We start from the raw sequence: 19,413 nt of genomic DNA, 5'->3' as shown, positions 1-19,413 counted from the left end.
CCGGTGCGAAGGCCTTCGCGGCGTTTCGTAGGCTGGCCTCATGGAGAGCGTGCGCCTGATCGACGAGTGGCCGGTGGACAACGCCGCGACGGCCGTGGTGACGGCGGACGGGAGCGTCGCGGGCCGCCACGGCGACACCGCGCGGAAGTTCCGGCTGGCCTCGGTCTCCAAGCCGCTGACCGCCTACACCGCGCTCATCGCGGTCGAAGAGGGTGTCGTCGAGCTCGACACGCCGGCCGGGCCGGAGGGCTCGACGGTGCGGCACCTGCTCGCCCACACCTCCGGGCTCGCCTTCGACGCGCACAAGGCGATGGCCGCGCCGGGCACGCGGCGCCTGTACTCCAACGCCGGGTTCGAGCAGCTGGCCGACGCGCTCGCCGAGCACTCCGGCATCCCGTTCGCGCAGTACCAGGCCGAAGCGCTGTTCGCCCCGCTCGGCATGGCTTCGACCACGCTGGACGGCTCGCCCGCGGCCGGCGCGGTGTCCACTGTGGACGACCTGGCCGCCTTCGCCGCCGAGCTGCAGGCGCCGAAGCTGCTCGACCCGGCCACCGTCGCCGAAGCGACGAACGTCGTGTTCCCCGGGCTCTCCGGGGTGCTGCCCGGGTTCGGGCACCAGAAGCCCAACGACTGGGGCCTCGGCTTCGAGATCCGCGACCACAAGAGCCCCCACTGGACCGGCGCGCACAGCTCGCCGCGGACGTTCGGCCACTTCGGCCAGTCGGGCACGTTCCTCTGGGTCGACCCGGACGCCGGCGCGGCCTGCGTCGCCCTCACCGACCGCGCGTTCGGCCCGTGGGCCGCCGAGGTCTGGCCGCGCTACACCGACGCCGTCCTGGCGGAACTGGGCGCGTGAAACGGGCCTTCCTCGCCGCAGCCCTCCTGCTGCTCGCCGCCTGCAGCGCACCCGCGGCCGCACCCGCCCCGGTGCCCCCGGCGGCGGCACCGGACGCTCCCCTGGCGCTCGGCACGAACGGCGCCGCCGTCCCGGTGCTGCGCTGGGCGCCCTGCCACGGGCCGTTCCAGTGCGCGGGTGCGGCCGTTCCGCTGAGCTATCGCGAGCCGATGGGCACGATCACGCTGTCGGTGATCCGGCTGCCCGCGGGCGACCCGGGACGGCGCCTCGGCTCGCTGTTCTTCAACTTCGGCGGCCCGGGCACCGGCGGCGTCGGCGAGCTGACGCGGTTCGCCGCCCGTTACCCGCCGGAGCTGCGCGCCCGGTTCGACCTGATGAGCTTCGACCCGCGCGGGATCGGCGGGTCGGCGCCGATCGGCTGTCCCGGCGCGGACCACCCGCCGCCGTCCGGTTCGCCGCTGCGGCAGCCGGACGCCTTCTTCGCCGCGAGCGCGGCAACCGGGAAGGCCTGCGCGGCCTCGGGCGCGCTCCTGGCGCACCTCTCGACCGCGAACGTGGCGAGGGACATGGAACTCCTGCGCCAGGCCGTCGGGGACGCCTCGCTGAACTTCTACGGGTACTCCTACGGCACCTACCTGGGCGCTACGTACGCGAACCTGTTCCCGGACAAGGTCCGCGCGATGACCCTGGACGGCACGCTCGACCTCGTCGCGAACGCCACCGGGAAGCCGGGCCAGGAGAAGCAGCCGGTGGACGTGCGCGCGGACGTCGCCGCGGCGCAGCAGCAGGAACTGGACCAGTTCTTCGCGGTGTGCGCGGCGGCCGGGCCGAAGTGCGCCTTCTCCGGCGGCGACCCGAAGGCGAAGTTCGCCGGGATCTTCGCCCACGCCTCCCGTGGCCCGGGCGTGGGCGCCCTGATGAAGACGGTCGGCAGCGCGCTGTACCAGTCCGGCCGGTGGAAGCGGCTCGCCCAGACCCTGGCCGCGATGCCGTCGGACCCGGGCGCCGCCGCGCCGGTGCCGGACCCGTACGTGCCGACGCACTCCCCCGGTTTCCTGGCCGTGCAGTGCCTCGACAGCGACAACCCGAGCTCGCCCGCGGACTACGCCGAACTCGCCACGCGGGAAAGCGCGCGGCAGCCGTACTTCGGGCTGAGCGCGGTGTATTCGATGGCGCAGTGCGCCGGCTGGCCCGCCCGCGACGACGACCGCTACACCGGCCCGTGGAACCGGCCGCGCAAGAACCCTGTCCTGGTGCTGAACAACCGGTTCGACCCGGCGACACCGCTGCACAACGCCGAGGCGACGGCGGCGGAACTCGGCGACGGCCGCGTGCTCGTCGTCGAGGGCTACGGCCACACCTCACTGGACGTCCCCAGCGCGTGCGCGTCGGCGGCCGTGGTGCGCTACCTGACGGAGCCGGCCGCGCCGGCCGCGGGGACGACCTGCGCACCCGACGCGATTCCCTTTCCCTGAGGGAAAATCGCCGACCGCAGGTGATGCCCAACGACCCGGCCGGGACAGGGTCCAAAGACCCTGCCGCGGTCCGGGCGCGGGTGGTGTCCTGTAGGGGTGCAGGCCCGCCGCAGGGCCGGTGCGGGGACCTCGGGCCCCGGCGGGCCGCACGCCTACTTCACTCCATGACGCGGATCGGTTCCCCCGCCTGGTAGGCGGCGATGTCCTCGACGGCGTCGCCGTAGAAGATCTCGTAGACCTCCCGCGTGACGAAGCCGATGTGCGGGGTCAGGACCGCGTTGTCGAGTGTCCTCAGTGGATGGTCGGCGGGGAACGGCTCGGTGTCGTAGACGTCCAGCGCGGCGGCGCGGATCTCCTTGCGCCGCAATGCGTCCACCAACGCGGCTTCGTCGACGATCGGGCCGCGCGAGGTGTTCACCAGCAGCGCCGTCGGCTTCATCGCGGCGAGCTCGGCCGCGCCGACCAGGCCGCGGGTGCGCTCGCCCAGCACCAGGTGGATGGACAGCACGTCCGAACGCGCGAACAGCTCGTCCTTGGTCACCGCGGTGACGCCGTGCGGGTCCGCCTTCTCCTGCGTCAGGTTCTGGCTCCAGGCGATGGTCTCCATCCCGAAGACCTGCCCGATCTTGGCCGCGCCCGCGCCGAGCCTGCCGAGGCCGAGCAGGCCGAGCGTCTTGCCGTGCAGCATGGTGCCGACGGACGTCTGCCAGCCGCCCTCGCGCATGGACCGGAACTCCTGCGGCAGGTTCCGCGAGGCGGCGAGGATCAGCGCCCAGGTGTGTTCGGCGGTCGGCTCCCCGATGTACCCGGTGGCGGACACGACGACGCCGTTGCGCCGCGCCGCCGCGACGTCGACGGCCGCGTTCCGCTTGCCCGTGCTGACCAGCAGCTTCAGGTCCGGGAGGGCGTCGAGCACGTCAGCCGGGAACCGGGTGCGCTCGCGCATCGCGACGACGCATTCGAAGCCCTGGAGCTGCTTGATGACGTCGGTCAGGGGTTCGGTGAAGACCGTGATGTCGGCGTTCAGCGAGTCCCAGTCACCGAAGGTGAGGGCGACGTTCTGGTAGTCGTCGAGAATGGCGATCCGCATGACCTCACCGTAGTGGCTGCCTCAGCCGGTCGCGGACGGCTCGCCGGGGAAGAGGATGGGGCTGAGCAGGTACCGCGTGCGACCGGGGGTGGCCGGGTTGGCCAGCCGCGGGAGGATCGCGGCCCGCAGCTCGCCGACCATGGCGACGAGTTCGTCCCGGTCCAGCCAGAGCGCGTGCTGCTGGTAGCCGACGGGGTCGGCCGACGGGTCGGCGTCGTCGCGGTCGAGGTAGGCGCCGAACTCGGCGACCAGGGTCGCGACCGCCACGGCGAACGCGCGCCGGTGGTCCTCGGCCGACATCGACGCGACGGTGCCGGGGTCGATGGACGCCCGGTCCCGGCGCAGCCGGTAGTGGCGCTCGGTCGCGCCGCGGACCCGCCGCTCGTCGGCCACCTCCAGGATCCCGCCGCCGGCGAGCAGGTCGACGTGCCGGTAGAGCATGGCTTTCGAGACGTCCGGCAGGAGGGCGCCGAGCTGGGCCGTGGTCAGGGTCCGCTCGCCGCGCAGGGCGTGCACGATCCGCAGCCGGGCCGGGTGTCCCAGCAGTTCCATGATGTCCACTACTCAATTTTCTCATGAGGTGATAACGTTCGCAAAATCCGAGAATGATTGGGGGTTCGGGATGACGGGCACAGATCCGGCGGCGGTCGCGCTGGCGATCGTCGGCATGGTGGCGGCAGAACGGTTCACGGAGGCCGAGGAGCGATTCGCGCCGCGGCTGCGGGCGGCGGTGTCGGCCGGGACGCTCCGGGTGGGGTGGGAGACGGAGCTCGCCAAGACCGGGCCGGTCCGGGCGGTCGGCACCCCGCTGAGCGAGCCGCCCGCGGCGGGCCTGGTCCGGGTGAGCGTCCCGGTGACCTGCGAGCGCGGGGGCCTCACGGTGATCATGTCGGTCGACGACGCCGGCCTGCTGCACGGACTGCGGCTCGCGCCGCCGGCCGGCCCGTCCTGGACGCCGCCGGCCTACGCCGAGCCGGAGCGGTTCACCGAGCGCGAAGTCACCATCGGCGCCGGCCCGCTTTCCGTGCCCGGCACGCTCGCCGTTCCCCGGGGGCGGGGCCCGTGGCCGGGACTGGTGCTGCTCACGTCCGGCCCCGCCGACCGCGACCTCACGACCGGGCCCAACAAGCCGTTCAAGGACCTGGCGTGGGGACTGGCCTCCCACGGCGTCGCGGTGGCCCGGTTCGACAAGGTGACCCACGTCCACCCGGAGACCGGCTCCGCGCCCGGCTTCACGATGGTCGACGAATACGTGCCGCACGCGGTCGCCGCCGTCCGCCTGCTGCAGCAGCAGCGGGCCGTGGACCCGGCGCGGGTGTTCGTCCTGGGCCTCAGCGGCGGGGGCAGGGCAGCGCCCCGGGTCGCGGCGGCCGAGCCGGCCATCGCCGGCCTGATCAGCCTGGCCGGCGACACGCTGCCGCCGCCGCGAGCGGCCGTCCGGGTCGCCCGCTACCTGGCCGAACTGGACCCGGGCCCGGCCACCACCGCGGTCGCCGAGTCGGTCGAGCAGCAGGCCGCACTGGTCGAAAGCCCCGACCTGTCCCCCGCGACGCCGGCCGCGGACCTCCTCTTCGGCTGGCCGGCCTCGTACTGGCTGGACCTGCGCGGCTACGACCCGGTCGCGACCGCCGCCGCACTGGACAAGCCGATGCTCATCCTGCAGGGCGGCCGTGACTACCAGGTGACGGTGACCGGCGACCTCGTGCGCTGGCAGGCCGGCCTGGCCCGGCGGCCCGATGTCGACATCCGCGTCCACGAGGCCGACGACCACCTGTTCTTCCGCGGCGAAGGGCCGTCCACACCGGCGGCGTACGGCGTGCCGCAGCACGTCGACCCGGCCGTGGTCGCCGACATCGCGGAGTGGGTTTCCCGGCCGCGGTGAACGGCCGGCGTGACACAGCCCTCTTGAACACGTTCAAAACTGGCGCTACCCTCCTTCTTGAACACGTTCAAAAGGGGAGGAACCATGGACCCGATCGTCATCGCCTACGCGCTCTACCTGCTGATCAGCATTCCGCTGACGGTGCTCGTCGCCCGCACGCTGAGCAAGCACGGCCGCACCTTCCTCACCGAGGTCTTCGCCGACAGCCCCGGCCTCGCCAACGCCGTCAACCAGCTCCTGGTCGTCGGCTTCTACCTGGTCAGCCTCGGCTTCGTGACGCTCTTCCTGACCACCAGCACCTTCATCGTCAGCGCCCGTGAAGTGTTCGAGATGCTGTCGGTCAAGATCGGCACAGTCGCGCTCGTGCTCGGCGTCATGCACCTGTTCAACGTCCTGGTCTTCAACAGCATCCGGCGCCGCCACCTGGCCCCGAAACCCGCACCGGCGCCGGTCCCGGTCCCCTACCCCGGCGTGCCGCAGGCCCCGCCCTTCCCGGCTCCCTGACCGCGGCGGCGCTAACGTGCAGCGCGTGGCCAAGAGCGAGGAAACGCGGTCCCTGATCGTCACGACCGCGATGCGGCTGTTCACCGAGAACGGCTACGACCGCACGACGATGCGCGCGATCGCCGCCGAGGCGGGCGTCTCCGTCGGGAACGCCTACTACTACTTCTCGTCCAAGGAACAGCTGATCCAGGGCTTCTACGACGAGATGGCCGGCCGGCACCTGGCCACGGCCCGGACGCTGCTCGACGGCGAAACCGGCTTCGCGGCCCGGCTGAAGGCGGTGCTGCTGTGCTGGCTCGACGTCGCCGAGCCCTACCACCGCTTCGGCACACAGTTCTTCGTCAACGCGGCCGACCCGGAGTCGCCGCTGAGCCCGTTCAGCGACGACTCCTCGGCCGCCCGCGAAGCCTCGATCGGCCTCATGCGCGAGGTCGTCGAAGGCTCCGACGTCAAGCTCGACCCCGAGCTGCGCACCCAGCTGCCGGAGCTGCTCTGGCTCTTCCAGATGGGCGTGGTGCTGTTCTGGGTGCACGACCGCTCGGCGGGCACGAAACGCAGCCGGCTGCTGGTCGAGCGCAGCGTCCCGCTGCTGGCCCGGCTGGCCGCGCTCTCCCGGCTGCGGGTGTTCCGGCCCGTCAGCCGGGAGATCGTCGACCTGATTCAGGAACTCTCCAAGCGGGACTGACCGCCCGTAACACTCCGCGGGCTCTGAGCGACCCCTTCCACAACCTGCAGACCCGCAGAGAGGTGGCTCGGGGTGCCGCTGAGTCTCACCCAGCTCGTCAGCATCGCTTCGGGGCTGGTCATCGCGGTGACCAGCTACGTGTACCAGAAGCGCAAGTACCTCAAGTCACTGACGCGCGATCTCGGCTTGGAAACCTTCCCCCAGTACATCGTGCGCGGGGTCGGGTCGCGGCTGGTCCGCCGGCTTCGACCCCGGGTCGCCGCCCGGCTCAGCCTCCGGGATTTCGCCCTGAACCGCCTCGCGGCGAGTTCGAACCGGCTCCTCGTCCCGGCGGCAGTGCCCGTCGAACTCGTGCTGGACGACATGTTCGTCCCGCTGACGGCCACCGGCGCCGACCGAACCCGGTTTTCGGCCGACCAGATCCGGCAGAGCGACCACCGCAGGATCCTGCTCGTCGGCGACCCGGGATCCGGCAAGTCGACCTTGGTCAAGCGCATCTACCGCGACATCTGCCGGGCGGCGATCGCCACCCGCGACGTCCGCCGCGCCCGGATCCCGGTCCGGATCGAGCTCAAGAACCTCAACCCGGGGAAGGTCCTCCGCACGGAAGGCGGCCTGGTCAAAGCCGTCGAGCACCAGGTCACGGCGGTCAACACGTACGCGAGCCAGAACCTCTACGACTCGTTCGCCGACACCGGCCGGATCACCGTCCTCCTCGACGGCTTGGACGAAGTGAACACCAGCGAGTTCGACACCGTCTCGGCCGAGATCACCGAGCTCTGCCGGCACCTGGCCGGGAAACACGCGCGCAACCAGGTGATCGTGACGACCCGCCGCCAGCTCTACGTCAACCTTCCCCCCGACTTCACCGACACCTTCGACGCGCACCTCACCCTGGAACCGTTCACCGCCGACGACATGTACGAGTTCCTGCGCAAGTGGCCTTACCAGAATTCACCGGAACGGCACCTGTCGCGCATTTTCGGCAATCTCGCCGCCCAGCCGAACATCCGCAGCATGTGCGAGACGCCGTTGATCCTCGCGATGTACGTCGCTACCGACCAGATCACCGGCGGAGAAGGCCTGCCGGAAACCCGGCCCGATTTCTACCGTGCCGTGGTCGACGAGCTGCTCGTGCGACGCAGGGGCCGCCAGCTCGGCCTGACCACCGGCCTCAACGTCCTTCGCCGGACCCGGCAGCAGGTGCTGGGCCGGATCGCCCTCGAGCACCTGCTCGACGGGAGCCAGTCCCGGAATGCCCTCGATTGGTCCAGGGCCGTGAAGATCGTCCAGGAGGAGGAAGAACTCACCGAAGCCGACGCCGGGACCCGCCTTCGGGAGCTGTCCCGGGACACCGGCTTGTTCACCGAGGAAAGGCCGGAAGAGACCCTCCGGTTCGTCCACCTGACATTCTGCGAGTTCCTCGCCGCGGACGCCGTCGACCGCGGTGACGACGAGACCTGGCTGCGGATCACGCGCGCGATCGACGAGAGCGCCGATGAAGCCCTCGGGCGGCGGTTCGGCGAGCGGCTGGCGGAGGTGATCGTCTTTTCCGCCGCTCTCCAGAAGAACGACCGGCTCCGCGGGGAACGCGTGCTGTGGGCCATCCGCACCGACGTCGAACTGGGCCTGCGGGCTGTCATCGACTGCCAGCCGTACGACGACGAACGGGTGATGGCGGAGCTGGCCCGGATCGCCGACGCCGCCCACCGGGCCGAGCGAGACGAGAACTGGTTCCACCTGTTCCGGTTGATCGCCATCGCCCTGCGCGACCGCGAGCTGGCCGAGAGTTCGATCACCGGCCGCCGGTCCAGTCACCTCGAACCGTTCTTCGTCAGCGTGACGACCGGCGCTCAAGGGAGTTTCGACCCACTGTTCGTCTCCTACCTGCGCCTCGATCCCGGCGCTGCCCTCGAATTGGCCCGATCACTCGGCCTCGACCTCGCCGCGGACCGTCCAGAACTGCTGATCAAGGTCCTCGACGAACCAGCCGTGCTGGCTCAGGCCATCGCCGAGTTCCAGGGCAGTGAAGAAGGGCTCAGAGAGTGGGCCCTGATATTGGCGATCGGAGGAATCTACCACGAGAGCGTGGGCAACCGGATCGAGTCCACGACCGCGGCCGTGCCGCCCCTGAACGAATGGCTTCCCCCTCGGCCCGGAAAGAGGAGAGGCTGGCACAACTACTTCCTCGGCAGATCCATGGTCGGCATTGTTCTGGAGGCGGCCTGCCGGTGGCCCGGCCCGTCGGCCACCCTCCGGTTTCTCGCCACCGTCCGGGTTCCCCGTTCCTACCGCAGCGTGCGCATCATGCACGCCCTTTCCCTGCTCACCCTGGCGAAGCTGGTCGTCGTCGTGGCCGCTTTCCAGCTTGTCAGCCGGCTGGAGCTGCTCTCTCCGGCGCTGGCCGCGCTTTCGGCAGGCGTGGCCTCGCTCGGCTACCTCCTCTCCTTCCTGCTGGAACGCTTCGAACGCAAAGACCCGCTCCTGGATCAGGCAGACGAGATCATTTCGCGCCGGCCCACGCCCCCGAACGTCCAGCAATTGCTCGAAACCGTCACGGCGAATCCGGAAACCGACACGAAAACGATCGCCGACCTGGTTCGGCGGATCGGACGGGACCGAAAGGACCAGGAGGGACTGTTTTTACGCCGGCTTCGCGTGCCGATCCCCACTGTCCTGACTTTGAACCCGGTCACCCGGATCGACCTCTTCGAGGTCATGCAGGATGCCCTGGCCGACTTGGAGGTGGAGTCCGACGAACCGGAAACCGCCGATCCGCGGACGTGAGCGGAACTGCGGGGGACTCCTGACGAAGGCCCCCGCAGCCGATCACGCCGAAGGACTGACCGCGCGGAAGTACAGGAACCGCGGCTTGGTCCGCAGGTTCGCCGTCCACTTCGGATCGGCGGTCTCGGCCTCGGCGACCGGCATCGGCTCCACCAGGCGGTCCACCGCGAAGCCCGCGTCGCGGACCGCCTGGAACGTCCAGCTCAGCGGGCGGCGGTGGAAGCGGACCACGTTGCCGGGTGGGAACTCGTCCTCCAGCAGCTCGAGCTCGAAGTAGTTCTCCTTGCCGAACCACCGCCAGTCCTCGCCCGGGTGGTGCACCGAGAACACCAGCACGCCGCCGGGCTTGAGCACCCGGCGGAACTCGGCCAGCGTCGGTCCCCAGTCCGCCAGGTAGTGCAGCACCAGGGACGCCGTGACGACGTCGATCGAGGCGACCGGCAGGTCCAGGGGCCGGGCGATGTCCGCGACCTCGAACCGGGCCGTGTCGCCGAACTTCCGGCGTGCGACGGCGATCATCCCGTCGCTCGAGTCGACGCCGAGGACGTCGGCCCCGCGGCCGGCCAGGAGCGCGCTCAGGTGCCCGGCCGCGCAGCCGGCGTCCAGCACGCGCAGCCCGTCGACGTCCCCGGCGAGGTCGAGGATCGCCGGCCGGTCGTAGAGGGCGTTGGTGACGGACTTCTCCGCGTGCTCGGCGTAGGCCTCGCTGTGGCCGTCGTACTGCGCGGCCCGCGCGCGGCCGAGGATCTCCTCGACCACTTCGGTCTTGGCGTCGGCGTAGTTCTGGAGGTATTTCCACTTCTTGGCGGCGAGTTCGCGCTTCTTCGCCGCGTACAGCTCCAGCTCCTCCGGGTGCGAGCGCAGGCGGTCGCGGAAGAGGCGGTAGCGCGGTGTCTGGCCGTTGCCCGGCGAGTAGACGTGCAGGTTGATGTCGGTGTCCGGGCCCTTGAAGCAGCGGTGCTTCTCCCAGTCCGGCTCGCGGATGACGAGCCGGTAGCCCGCCGCCTCCAGCGCCGGGACGTAGGCCTCCTCGTCGTCGGAGTCCGGCACCTCCAGGAGGATGTCGACGATCGGCTTGGCGCACAGGCCCGGCACCGACGTCGAGCCGACGTGCTCCAGCACGAGCACCCGCTCCCCCAGCACCCCCCGGATCCGCTCGGCTTCGCGTTCGAAGAGCTTCGGCCACTCCGGGTCGTAGTCGGCGAGCGTTACGGTCGAGTTGAGCTTCGGCGCTTCGCCGACCCACGCGCTCTGGACTTCCTCATCGCTCAACGCTTCTTGGCTGGTCATTCCGGTAGCCCCCCTTCAACAAGGCAGTCCGCCAGATTATCGACGTGCGCAACCGGTTTTCAGCCGATCGGCAGCGGCAGCAGGTGGCCCGTCGCTTCGCGCAGTGCGTCCCGCATCGTCGCCCGCGGGGCCGGGCGGCCGGTGAAGTGCTCGGCCTGGCCGAACGCCTGGTGCAGCAGCATGTCCAGCCCGGTCGCCAGCCGACCGCCGCGGGCCGCGACGGCTTCGGCGAGCGGGGTCGGCCACGGGTGGTAGATGACGTCGAGGACGTGTTCGACCGCGGCGAGCTCGGCCACGTGCGCGGCGACCGCGTCCGGCGGGACGGTGTTCACCAGCACCGCCGCGGACCCCAGGGCCGCGAAGTCCGTGTCGGCCCAGCGCAGGACGTCGACGTCGAGCGCGGCCCGCTTCGCCGCGTCGAGGGTTTCACCGGCGCGGGCGGGCTCGCGCACCACCAGCCGCACCTGCCGGACGCCGAGGGCGGCCAGCCCGACGACCGCCGCCGCCGCGGTGCCGCCTGCGCCGAGCACGACCGCGGTGTCCGCCGGGGACGGCCGGTAGCCGCCCGCGGCGCGCAGGGCGCCGGTGACGCCCTCGACGTCGGTGCAGTCCGCGAGCCAGCCCCGTTCGGTGCGGACCAGCGTGTTGGCCGCGCCGACGGCGGCCGCGCGCGGGGTCACCTCGTCCGCGTGGTCCAGTGCCGCGCGCTTGCCCGGCATGGTCACCGAAAACCCGGCCCACTCCGGGCCGAGGCGCCCGACCAGGCGCGGCAGCTCCTCGGCGCTCGTCTCGATCCGCTCGTAGGTCCAGCCGGTCAGGCCCAGCGCGGCGAACGCGGCGCCGTGCAGCACCGGGGACAGCGAGTGCGCCACCGGCTTGCCCAGCACCGCGGCCTTGCGCGGCTCAGATGACACCGCGGGCCTTGGCCAGGTCGCGGTTCTTGTTGTGCTCGTCGTTGGTGACCGCGAAGCAGGACAGGCCGTTCTTCTCGCACTTGACGAAGTACACCCAGTCGCCGTCCGGCGGCTTCACCGCGGCCTTGATCGCGTCCGAGCTCGCCACCGCGATCGGCGTCGGCGGCAACCCGGTGTTCTTGTAGGTGTTGTAGGGACCGGACTTCACCCGGTCGGCTTCGTCGGTCAGCAGTGTCGGCCGGTCCAGCACGTAGTTGACCGTGGAGTCCATCTGCAGCCGCATGTTGATCTTCAGCCGGTTGTAGATGACCCGCGAGAGCTTGCCGAAGTCGGCCTTGACCGCCTCGCGCTCGATGATCGAGGCGATGATCAGCGTCTGGTACGGCGTCATGCCCGGACCGGCCGACTGCGAGGTCAGCCCGGAGTTCTGGAGCGCCTCGGCCGAGCTGCGCACCAGCTGCCCGAGGATCTCCTGCGCGCTGGAGCCGGGCTTGACGTCGTAGACGCCGGGCGCGATCAGGCCCTCCAGCCTGCGGTCCTTGCGGTCGGCCTTGTTCGCGGGGTCGATCGCCCAGTCCGGCACGCCGAGCTGCTTGAGGTCCGCCGCGTCGACGGCCTTGCGCAGGTCGTCCGCCGAGACGCAGGTGCTCTTGCCGTTGAGCTGCGCGCACGACGCCTTCGACATCAGGCTGTACACACCCGGCGTGACCTTGCCGTCGGGCTGGGTGATGTCGTCGAACTGGGTGTACGGCCGGATCTCCAGCTGCCCGACCCGCGAGGCCGGGGTGGTGAGCCGCTCGACCGCGCTGGCCCCGGACATGTGCGACTTCATCACGTAGAAGCCGTGCTGGACCCGGGCGAGCTTGGGGTTGCCCTCGCCCGCCTTGACGAACGCCTTGCTGCTGGCGACGACACCGGCGGTGGTGAGCTTCGCGCCGATGGCCGACGTCGTGTCGCCGTCGTCCACCTGGAACAGCACGTCCTCGTTGCCCGCGCCGTCGAAGTCGTCGTAGCCGAAGAACTTGTTGAAGCCGTACCAGGCGCCGCCGGCGAGCAGGGCGATCACCGCGATCGCGGCGATCCAGCCGAGGGCGCGTTTGCCCTTCTTCCGCCGCGGCTTCTCGGGCTCTTCGTCGTAATCGTCGTACTCGTCTTCGTACTCCGACTCGTCGTAGTCGTCGTACTCCTCGTAGTCGCCGTACTCGTCGTAGTCCGCGTACTCGTCTTCCTCGGCGAAGAGCTCCTCGTGCGGCGCGCGCGGCGGTTCGGCCGGGGGCGGCGGGGCCAGCGCGGGCAGGACGTCGGTCACCGGCTCCTCGCGCACAGGCGGGGCCGGCGGACGGCGGCGCGGCTCGGCGCCGGGTTCGGGCACGCCTGCGGAGCGGTCACCCGGCTGGGCGCCCCGCCGGAGGGGTGCTTCGGCGTCGGGTTCCAGCGCCGCGCGGCGCCGCCGCGAATCGGCGGCTTCGGCCGGGTCGGGTGCGGGCCGACGGCGGCGCTCGACACCGGGCGCGGCGGCCTCCACCGGCTCGGGTGCCGGGCCACGCCGGGCCGGCGGGGGCTCGGCCGCGTCGGCGTCTTTGCGCCGCCGCCGCGCGGGCGGCGGCTCGGGCGCGTCCGCGTCGGGTTCCTTCCGGCGCCGCCGCGGGGACGCCGGCTCGATCCGCTCGGGCGCGGCACGGCGGGGTACCCGGTCCTCGTCGGGCTCGGGTGCCGCGCGACGCCGGCGCGGGGCGGCCGGCTGCTCGAGCTCGGAGCCCTCGTCGAGGCCGTGGCGGGCGTAGGCGGCCCGGGCCGGGGCGGCCCGCCGCTCCTGCGGGTCCAGGTCGGCGTCGGCCGAGGGCAGGGTGCCGGGCGGCTCGAGGCGGCGACGGCCGGGCGGCGGGGCGCTGCGGGGGTCGTAACCCGGCGGCTCCTCCCGCCGGGCCCGGCGGGAGGGCTGGGGCAGGTCGTACTCGCCGCTGGGCCCCTGCCCGCGGCGCGGCGGCAGCTCGTGCTGCCCGCTCGGGCTGCGGCGCGGGTCCGCGGCCCGCGGGTCGGCGCGGCGCGGTGCGGGCCGGGACGGCGGCGGGGTGGCCGCTTCCGGCTCGCGCAGTCGCCGACGCCCGCGTGGGGGCTCGGGTGGCTGCTCGTTCATCGGTCTCCCTCCCGGGCGCGGTGCGCAGCGGCGGCGTCGATCCAGGCCTGCAGGATCTCGACGGCGGCGGCCTGGTCGACCACCGCGCGCTGTTTGCGGCCTTTGACCCCGCGCTGGGAGAGGATGCGGGATGCGGTGACCGTGGTCAGCCGCTCGTCGCCCAGCCGGACCGGCACGGGCGCTATCCGCCCGGCCAGGCGTTCAGAATACGCGATCGCCAGCTCGGCCGCCGGACCCTGCCGGTTGGCGAGCGTTCTCGGCAGGCCCACGATCACCTCGACCACCTCGTGCTCGGTGACGAGGGCGGCCAGCTGGTCCAGATCACTGTCGTCGGTCGCATCGCGGGAGAGGGTAACCAATGGCGAAGCGAGCAGGGGGGCCGGATCGCTCAGCGCCACCCCGACCCGGACGGATCCGACATCCACGCCGAGCCGGCGACCCCGGCCCGGATCGCCCACTCCGGGGCGGTCCGGGCCGCGGTTTCCGCGGTTAACCAATGCCGGCAATCGCCGCGCGCAGCGCCGTGACCGCCTCGGCCGCGCCGGCCGGGTTCGTGCCACCGCCCTGGGCCATGTCGGGCTTGCCGCCGCCCCGGCCGCCGATCTTCTCGGCGAACGACGGGACGAGCTTGCCCGCGGCGATGCCCTTGTCCTGGGCCGCCTTGGTGGTCGCGACGACGAAGCTCAGCTTCTCGCCGGCCGGCGAGAAGAGCGCCACGACGCCGGGCCGCGTGCCGAGGCGGCCGCGGATGTCCGAAGCCAGCGCGCGCAGGCCGTTGCCGTCGACGTCCGGGACGACCTCGGCCACCACGGTCACGCCACCGATGTCCTGGGCCTTGTCGACCAGCGCGCCCGCCGAGCCCAGCACCTGCTGGGTCTTCAGCTGGGCGATCTCCTTCTCGGCGTTCTTCAGCCGGGTCAGGACGTCGTCGATGCGGCCCGGCAGCTGGTCCGAGGGCACCTTGAAGGTGTTCGCCAGCTGCGAGACCAGCAGCTGCTCCTTGCGGACGTACTTGAGCGCGTCCGTGCCGACCAGCGCCTCGACGCGGTGCACGCCCGAGCCGATGGAGGCGTCGGAGACCAGCTTGACCAGGCCGAGCTGGCCGATCCGGTCAACGTGCGTGCCACCGCAGAGCTCGCGGGAGTAGTCGCCCATGTCGACCACGCGGACGTCGTTGCCGTACTTCTCGCCGAACAGCGCGACCGCGCCCAGCTCGAGGGCCTTGTCCTTGGTCGTGGTGTAGCTCTGCACCTCGACGTTGGTCTGGAGGTAGTCGTTGACCTCCTCCTCGACCTCGGTCAGCACGTCCGAAGAAACCGAGCCGGGCGTGGTGAAGTCGAACCGCATGCGGCCCGGCGAGTTCAGCGAGCCCGCCTGCGCCGCGCGCTTGCCGTACGCGCCGCGGACGGCCGCGTGCACCAGGTGCGTCGCGGAGTGCGAGCGCTCGATCGAGAGGCGGCGGTGCGCGTCGACCGAGCCGGTGAGCTTCGTGTCCAGGCCGACCTCGCCGTCGACGACCTCGACGCGGTGCACGTACAGGCCCGGCACGATCTTCTGGACGTCCAGGACCTTCAGCTCGACGCCGTCGCCGAGGAGCACGCCGGTGTCGGCGACCTGGCCACCGCTCTCGGCGTAGAACGGCGTCCGGTCGAGGACCAGCTCGGCCTTCTTGCCCGCCGACACGCTGCGCACCGGCTGCCCGTCTTCGAGCAGCGCGACGACCGTGGCCTCGGCCTGCAGGTCGGTGTAGCCGAGGAACTCGGTCTCGCCGTGCTGCTCCAGGACCTTCCGGTACTCCGAGAGGTCGCCGTGGCCGGTCTTGCGGGCCGCCGCGTCCGCCTTCGCGCGGGTCCGCTGCTCGTTCATGAGCGTGCGGAAACCCTCTTCGTCGACGGTCAGGCCCTGCTCGGCCGCCATCTCGAGGGTGAGGTCGATCGGGAAGCCGTAGGTGTCGTGCAGCTGGAAGGCCTTGTCGCCGGCCAGCACGTCGCCGCCGCCGCGCTTGGTCTCCTCGGCCGCGAGGTCGAAGATGCGCGAACCGGACGTGAGGGTCGAGAGGAAGGCTTCCTCCTCGATCCGGACGACCTCGTTGATCCGGTCGAAGCCGCTGACGAGCTCGGGGTACGTCGGGCCCATGGTGTCGCGCACGACCGCCGCGAACGCCTGCAGCACCGGCTCGTGCACGCCCAGCAGGCGCGAGGAGCGGATGATGCGGCGCAGCAGGCGGCGCAGCACGTAGCCGCGGCCGTCGTTGCCCGGGGTGACGCCGTCGCCGATCAGCATGACGCCGGTGCGGGCGTGGTCGGCGATGACGCGGAAGCGGACGTCGTCGGCGTGGTTGCTGCCGTAGCGGCGGCCCGAGAACTCCTCCGCGCGGCCGATGACCGGGCGCACGAGGTCGGTCTCGTAGACGTTCTCGACGCCCTGCAGGATCGTCGCGACGCGCTCGACGCCCATGCCGGTGTCGATGTTCTTCTTCGGCAGCTCGCCGATCGGCGGGTGCCCGAGCTTGGGGCTCAGGTCGCCGCGGACGTCCTGCATGAAGACGAGGTTCCAGATCTCGATGTAGCGGTCCTCGTCGGCGACCGGGCCGCCCTCGCGGCCGTACGCCGGGCCGCGGTCGTAGTAGATCTCCGAGCACGGGCCGCCGGGACCGGGCACGCCCATGTCCCAGTAGTTGTCCTTGCCGTCGCGGGCCTGGATGCGCTCGCCGGGCAGGCCGGTGAGCTTGCGCCACAGGCCGGCCGCTTCGGAGTCGTCGTTGTAGACCGTCGCCCAGATGCGGTCGGGGTCGAGGCCGAAGCCGCCTTCGCTCTGGGGCTTGGTGATCAGCTCCCAGGCCGCCTCGATGGCGCCTTCCTTGAAGTAGTCGCCGAAGGAGAAGTTGCCGGCCATCTGGAAGAAGGTGTTGTGCCGGGTGGTCTTGCCGACCTCGTCGATGTCCGGCGTGCGCACGCACTTCTGGACCGACGTCGCGCGCGGGTACGGCGGCGGCGCCTCACCGAGGAAGTACGGCTTGAACTGCACCATGCCGGCGTTGACGAACAGCAGGTTCGGGTCGTCGAGGATCAGCGGCGCGCTGGGCACGCGCGTGTGGCCCTTCGCCTCGAAATGGCGCAGGAAACGGTCGGTGATTTCGTGTGTGTCCACGGGTCAGTCCTTGTGGCTGTGGTTCGGAAGCGGGCTCGGCGGCGACGGCGGCAGGGGTTTTCCGGGCAGGCCCGGATCAGCCCTCCGCCCGGCGAGCTCGCCGGACCGGGCGCCGGGCGGCGGCGTGCCGTCCCTCGGCGCGGGGCGCGCTCACGCCCGTCCGCTCCTCGACCATGTCGTGCAGCTCCTGTTCCCGCTCGTTCATGCCCGCACGCACCTCGGCGCCGAACGAACCCACGGCGCCCGCCAGCTCGCGCACGGCGTCCCCCAGGTTCGATGCTAACCCGGCCGGAGTGGCCTGACGAGCCGTTTCGGCGGCCTTGCGGGACAGGGCGACCCCGGCGACGACGCCGACGCCGAGCCAGAACAGCCGCTTCATTTCCCGGCCTTCCTGGCGGCCTTGAGGGCGCTCTTCTTCTTGCGCGCCCGGATCGCCTTGGACAGGCCGTAGGACAGCGCGGCGGTCTTGACCAGCGGCCCGCCGAGGGTCGCGGTGAACACGGACGTCAGCGCGGAGACGTTGCCGGTGACCGCCTGCGCGTTCGCGGTGATCCCGTCGACCCGCTCGAGCTGGGTGTTGACGTGCGTGATCGTCTCGTTCGCGCCGATCAACAGCGGATCGGTGTTGCTGTTGGTGCGCTCGATCGCTTCGGTGGCCGCGTCCAGCGTCTTGCCGAGCTTGATCAGCGGGATCGCCAGCAGGACGACCAGCACCACGAATGCTCCTGCGGCGATCAACGCGGCGATCTGCCCTGCCGACACGGGCCCTCCTCGGTTCAGGGGTCGGGATGCCGCCTGAGGTTACCGCCTGGGCCGGTCCCCGACCGTGTCACCCCGCCGGGCCCGGAAAACGCCTCGCCGCGGGCCACGGGCGGGCGGTACACCTGAGCGATGGGACACGACGACGGACCCGGGAGACGGGTGTTCGCCGGGCCGGGCGGGACGGCCGCCGACGTGCTGGCCGGGCTGCCCGGCGCCGACCTGACGACGGTGCAGCTGGAGATCGCGCGCCGGCGCGCGGCCCGGCTGGCCGGACCCGACGTGCTGCGCCGGCACCGGACCGACCGGTTCGCGACGCCGAGCCCGCTGCCGCTCGGCCTGCTGCGGCGGGTCGAAGACGCCGTGCTCGGCGCGGCCGCGGGCTTCGACCTGGTGGCCCTCTCGCCGCTCGTCCCGCTGGGCACCCACTCGGCGGTGGCCGGGGTGGCCCAGCACCGGGTGGTGCCGACCGGCCGCGGCACCGAGGTCGCCGCGGACCCCACCACCGGCCTGGCCCTGGAGGCGGCGGTCCGGCGCGCGGGCGCGGATGCCGTCCGCTTGGCCTCGGTGCAGCGCGTGGTGCGGGCCCAGCGGGTTCCGGCGGGACTGTTCGCGCACTTCTCGCTGTTCGGCGCGGTGACGGCCGGCCGAGACTCCGGCGACCTGGCCTTCGAGCGGCAGCACTTGGCCGAGCACGCCCGGCTGCTGGCCGCGGCCTGCCGGACGCTGGGCGCGTCCGCGGTCGAGCTGGCCGTGACCGTGCTCGACCCCCGGTTCGAGGGTCTGCTCGACGCGGTGCCGGGCTTGCCGGTCCGCGCGTTCCCGGACCGCGAAGGCGGCCGTGGGTACTACGAGGGTCTCTGCTTCAAGGTGTATGCGTCCTTCGGCGGCGAACTCGCCGAAGTGGGCGACGGTGGCTTCACGGCGTGGACGCGGAAGCTGCTGGGCAACGCGAAGGAACGCCTCCTGACCAGCGCCTTGGGCGTGGACCGGCTCGCGACGCTCCTCTAACGCTCCTTCACGACCGCCCGGTACAGCGCGGCCATGTCCTCGTCTCCGTGCCCGGCCTCGACCGCCGCCTCCAGGTGGGCCAGCACCGCCTTCGCCCCCGCCAGGTCGACCTCGCCGCCCGCGGCCTCGACCACCAGCCGGGCGTCCTTCGCCGCCAGGCCCGCCGGGAACGACGCCGGGTACTCCCCCGCCAGCATCGCGCCGCCCTTCACGTGCGCGTAGCCGACGTCGAGGCCGCCGCCCTTGATCGTCTCCAGGAACAGCGCCGGGTCCAGGCCCAGGGCTGCGGCCAGGCCGAGGCTCTCCGCCGTCGCGTTCGTCAGGGCCAGGACCCACGCGTTCATCACCAGCTTGAGGCGGCTGCCGCGGCCGGCCGGGCCGAGCCAGATCGTGCGCATGCCGACCGCGTCGAACACCGGGGTCGCCGCCGGGCGGGACTCCTCCGGGCCCGAGCCGAGCACCAGCAGCTGCGCCTGTTCCGCGGGCTGGCGGGTGCCGAGCACCGGCGCGTCGACGAACACCACGCCCGCCTTCTCCGCCATCGCGGCGAGGCGGTCGGTCCAGTCGAGGCCGACCGTGCTCATCTGCAGCCACAACGTCCCCGAAGCCGGCGAAGCGGCTTCGAACGCTTCGGCCACGGCTGGGCCGTCCGCCAGCATCGTCACGAGGACGTCCGCACCCTCGGCGGCGGCCGAGGCGGAATCGGCGACCGTGGCGACGTCGGACAGGGGTTCGGCCTTGGCCCGGGTCCGGTTCCAGACGCGGACGTCGAGGCCCGCCTTGGCGATGTTGGCCGCCATCGGGGCGCCCATGATCCCGGTTCCGAGAAACGCGACAGTCATACCGCCATCGTGGCGGAGACCGGGAGGGCCC

The 19,413-nt window shown here is 72.0% G+C and carries 17 protein-coding genes; 7 read left to right on the top strand and 10 right to left on the bottom strand.

Going from position 1 to position 19,413, the window contains the following annotated elements:
- Positions 1 to 40 precede the first annotated feature (40 nt).
- Together ACWEGE_RS37055 and ACWEGE_RS37050 are read left to right on the top strand one after the other, a co-directional pair.
- Positions 41 to 856, top strand: a complete 816-nt coding sequence (locus ACWEGE_RS37055; protein ID WP_449665149.1) for a serine hydrolase domain-containing protein — start codon at positions 41 to 43, stop codon at positions 854 to 856.
- Complete coding sequence (locus tag ACWEGE_RS37050) at positions 853 to 2,331, top strand: alpha/beta hydrolase (RefSeq protein WP_449665148.1); 1,479 nt, start codon at positions 853 to 855, stop codon at positions 2,329 to 2,331. The genes ACWEGE_RS37055 and ACWEGE_RS37050 overlap by 4 nt, the downstream gene beginning before the upstream one ends.
- Before the next feature lie 157 nt (positions 2,332 to 2,488).
- Here the strand turns inward: ACWEGE_RS37050 and ACWEGE_RS37045 are convergent, their stop codons facing one another.
- Positions 2,489 to 3,421 carry a D-2-hydroxyacid dehydrogenase family protein gene (locus ACWEGE_RS37045; protein ID WP_449665147.1) on the bottom strand — a complete coding sequence of 311 codons (933 nt, stop codon included), beginning with the start codon at positions 3,419 to 3,421 and terminating at the stop codon, positions 2,489 to 2,491.
- Between the two features lie 21 nt (positions 3,422 to 3,442).
- On the bottom strand, positions 3,443 to 3,973 hold the full coding sequence (locus tag ACWEGE_RS37040; protein ID WP_449665197.1) for a helix-turn-helix domain-containing protein: 531 nt from the start codon (positions 3,971 to 3,973) through the stop codon (positions 3,443 to 3,445).
- Positions 3,974 to 4,043: 70 nt separating this feature from the next.
- Here ACWEGE_RS37040 and ACWEGE_RS37035 point away from each other — a divergent pair, with 70 nt between their 5' ends.
- The 4 genes from ACWEGE_RS37035 to ACWEGE_RS37020 all read left to right on the top strand — a co-directional run bounded on the left by ACWEGE_RS37035 (position 4,044) and on the right by ACWEGE_RS37020 (position 9,279).
- Positions 4,044 to 5,303: an alpha/beta hydrolase family protein gene (locus tag ACWEGE_RS37035; RefSeq protein ID WP_449665146.1), complete on the top strand. Its 1,260-nt coding sequence runs from the start codon at positions 4,044 to 4,046 to the stop codon at positions 5,301 to 5,303.
- An 84-nt stretch (positions 5,304 to 5,387) separates the two neighbouring features.
- Positions 5,388 to 5,807 carry a hypothetical protein gene (locus tag ACWEGE_RS37030; RefSeq protein WP_449665145.1) on the top strand — a complete coding sequence of 140 codons (420 nt, stop codon included), beginning with the start codon at positions 5,388 to 5,390 and terminating at the stop codon, positions 5,805 to 5,807.
- A gap of 25 nt (positions 5,808 to 5,832) precedes the next feature.
- Complete coding sequence (locus ACWEGE_RS37025; RefSeq protein ID WP_449665144.1) at positions 5,833 to 6,492, top strand: TetR family transcriptional regulator; 660 nt, start codon at positions 5,833 to 5,835, stop codon at positions 6,490 to 6,492.
- A gap of 363 nt (positions 6,493 to 6,855) precedes the next feature.
- Positions 6,856 to 9,279 carry an NACHT domain-containing protein gene (locus tag ACWEGE_RS37020; protein ID WP_449665196.1) on the top strand — a complete coding sequence of 808 codons (2,424 nt, stop codon included), beginning with the start codon at positions 6,856 to 6,858 and terminating at the stop codon, positions 9,277 to 9,279.
- Between the two features lie 42 nt (positions 9,280 to 9,321).
- Here the strand turns inward: ACWEGE_RS37020 and ACWEGE_RS37015 are convergent, their stop codons facing one another.
- From ACWEGE_RS37015 to ACWEGE_RS36985, 7 genes are all read right to left on the bottom strand, one after another.
- Positions 9,322 to 10,569: a GrpB family protein gene (locus tag ACWEGE_RS37015; RefSeq protein ID WP_449665143.1), complete on the bottom strand. Its 1,248-nt coding sequence runs from the start codon at positions 10,567 to 10,569 to the stop codon at positions 9,322 to 9,324.
- A gap of 59 nt (positions 10,570 to 10,628) precedes the next feature.
- Positions 10,629 to 11,456, bottom strand: a complete 828-nt coding sequence (locus ACWEGE_RS37010; protein ID WP_449665195.1) for a shikimate dehydrogenase — start codon at positions 11,454 to 11,456, stop codon at positions 10,629 to 10,631.
- Between the two features lie 16 nt (positions 11,457 to 11,472).
- A complete protein-coding gene (mltG, locus tag ACWEGE_RS37005; protein WP_449665142.1) occupies positions 11,473 to 13,620 on the bottom strand; it encodes an endolytic transglycosylase MltG in 2,148 nt (715 codons plus the stop codon).
- Positions 13,617 to 14,045 (bottom strand): Holliday junction resolvase RuvX, encoded by a 429-nt coding sequence (ruvX, locus tag ACWEGE_RS37000; RefSeq protein WP_449665141.1) that lies wholly within the window; start codon positions 14,043 to 14,045, stop codon positions 13,617 to 13,619. Before ruvX ends, mltG begins: the two co-directional genes overlap by 4 nt.
- 64 nt (positions 14,046 to 14,109) lie before the next feature.
- Entirely contained in the window at positions 14,110 to 16,770 is a 2,661-nt protein-coding gene (gene alaS, locus ACWEGE_RS36995) for an alanine--tRNA ligase (protein WP_449665140.1), read from the bottom strand.
- Between the two features lie 76 nt (positions 16,771 to 16,846).
- Positions 16,847 to 17,149: a hypothetical protein gene (locus tag ACWEGE_RS36990; protein WP_310974984.1), complete on the bottom strand. Its 303-nt coding sequence runs from the start codon at positions 17,147 to 17,149 to the stop codon at positions 16,847 to 16,849.
- Entirely contained in the window at positions 17,146 to 17,532 is a 387-nt protein-coding gene (locus tag ACWEGE_RS36985; RefSeq protein ID WP_093951788.1) for a DUF948 domain-containing protein, read from the bottom strand. The genes ACWEGE_RS36990 and ACWEGE_RS36985 overlap by 4 nt, the downstream gene beginning before the upstream one ends.
- A gap of 129 nt (positions 17,533 to 17,661) precedes the next feature.
- On the opposite strand from ACWEGE_RS36985, the gene ACWEGE_RS36980 reads away from it, so the two are divergent.
- Positions 17,662 to 18,540: a hypothetical protein gene (locus ACWEGE_RS36980; RefSeq protein ID WP_449665139.1), complete on the top strand. Its 879-nt coding sequence runs from the start codon at positions 17,662 to 17,664 to the stop codon at positions 18,538 to 18,540.
- Here the strand turns inward: ACWEGE_RS36980 and ACWEGE_RS36975 are convergent.
- A complete protein-coding gene (locus tag ACWEGE_RS36975; RefSeq protein ID WP_449665138.1) occupies positions 18,537 to 19,382 on the bottom strand; it encodes an NAD(P)-dependent oxidoreductase in 846 nt (281 codons plus the stop codon). The two genes, ACWEGE_RS36980 and ACWEGE_RS36975, sit on opposite strands and share 4 nt — an antisense overlap.
- Positions 19,383 to 19,413 lie beyond the last annotated feature (31 nt).

The sequence above is a fragment of the Amycolatopsis sp. NPDC004747 genome, from assembly GCF_053601335.1.
The sequence above is the reverse complement of the archived record's forward strand: the minus strand, read 5'-3'. Positions and strand labels throughout refer to the sequence as shown.

Bases quoted from the DNA above. Each gene is read 5' to 3' on its own strand.
- ACWEGE_RS37045 (WP_449665147.1), bottom strand. From the start codon at position 3,421: ATGCGGATCGCCATTCTCGACGACTACCAGAACGTCGCCCTCACCTTC.
- mltG (WP_449665142.1), bottom strand. From the start codon at position 13,620: ATGAACGAGCAGCCACCCGAGCCCCCACGCGGGCGTCGGCGACTGCGC.
- ACWEGE_RS36975 (WP_449665138.1), bottom strand. From the start codon at position 19,382: ATGACTGTCGCGTTTCTCGGAACCGGGATCATGGGCGCCCCGATGGCG.
- ACWEGE_RS37035 (WP_449665146.1), top strand. From the start codon at position 4,044: ATGACGGGCACAGATCCGGCGGCGGTCGCGCTGGCGATCGTCGGCATG.
- ACWEGE_RS36980 (WP_449665139.1), top strand. From the start codon at position 17,662: ATGGGACACGACGACGGACCCGGGAGACGGGTGTTCGCCGGGCCGGGC.
- ACWEGE_RS37020 (WP_449665196.1), top strand. From the start codon at position 6,856: ATGTTCGTCCCGCTGACGGCCACCGGCGCCGACCGAACCCGGTTTTCG.
- ACWEGE_RS36990 (WP_310974984.1), bottom strand. From the start codon at position 17,149: ATGAAGCGGCTGTTCTGGCTCGGCGTCGGCGTCGTCGCCGGGGTCGCC.
- ACWEGE_RS37015 (WP_449665143.1), bottom strand. From the start codon at position 10,569: ATGACCAGCCAAGAAGCGTTGAGCGATGAGGAAGTCCAGAGCGCGTGG.
- ACWEGE_RS37040 (WP_449665197.1), bottom strand. From the start codon at position 3,973: ATGGAACTGCTGGGACACCCGGCCCGGCTGCGGATCGTGCACGCCCTG.
- ACWEGE_RS37055 (WP_449665149.1), top strand. From the start codon at position 41: ATGGAGAGCGTGCGCCTGATCGACGAGTGGCCGGTGGACAACGCCGCG.
- ACWEGE_RS37030 (WP_449665145.1), top strand. From the start codon at position 5,388: ATGGACCCGATCGTCATCGCCTACGCGCTCTACCTGCTGATCAGCATT.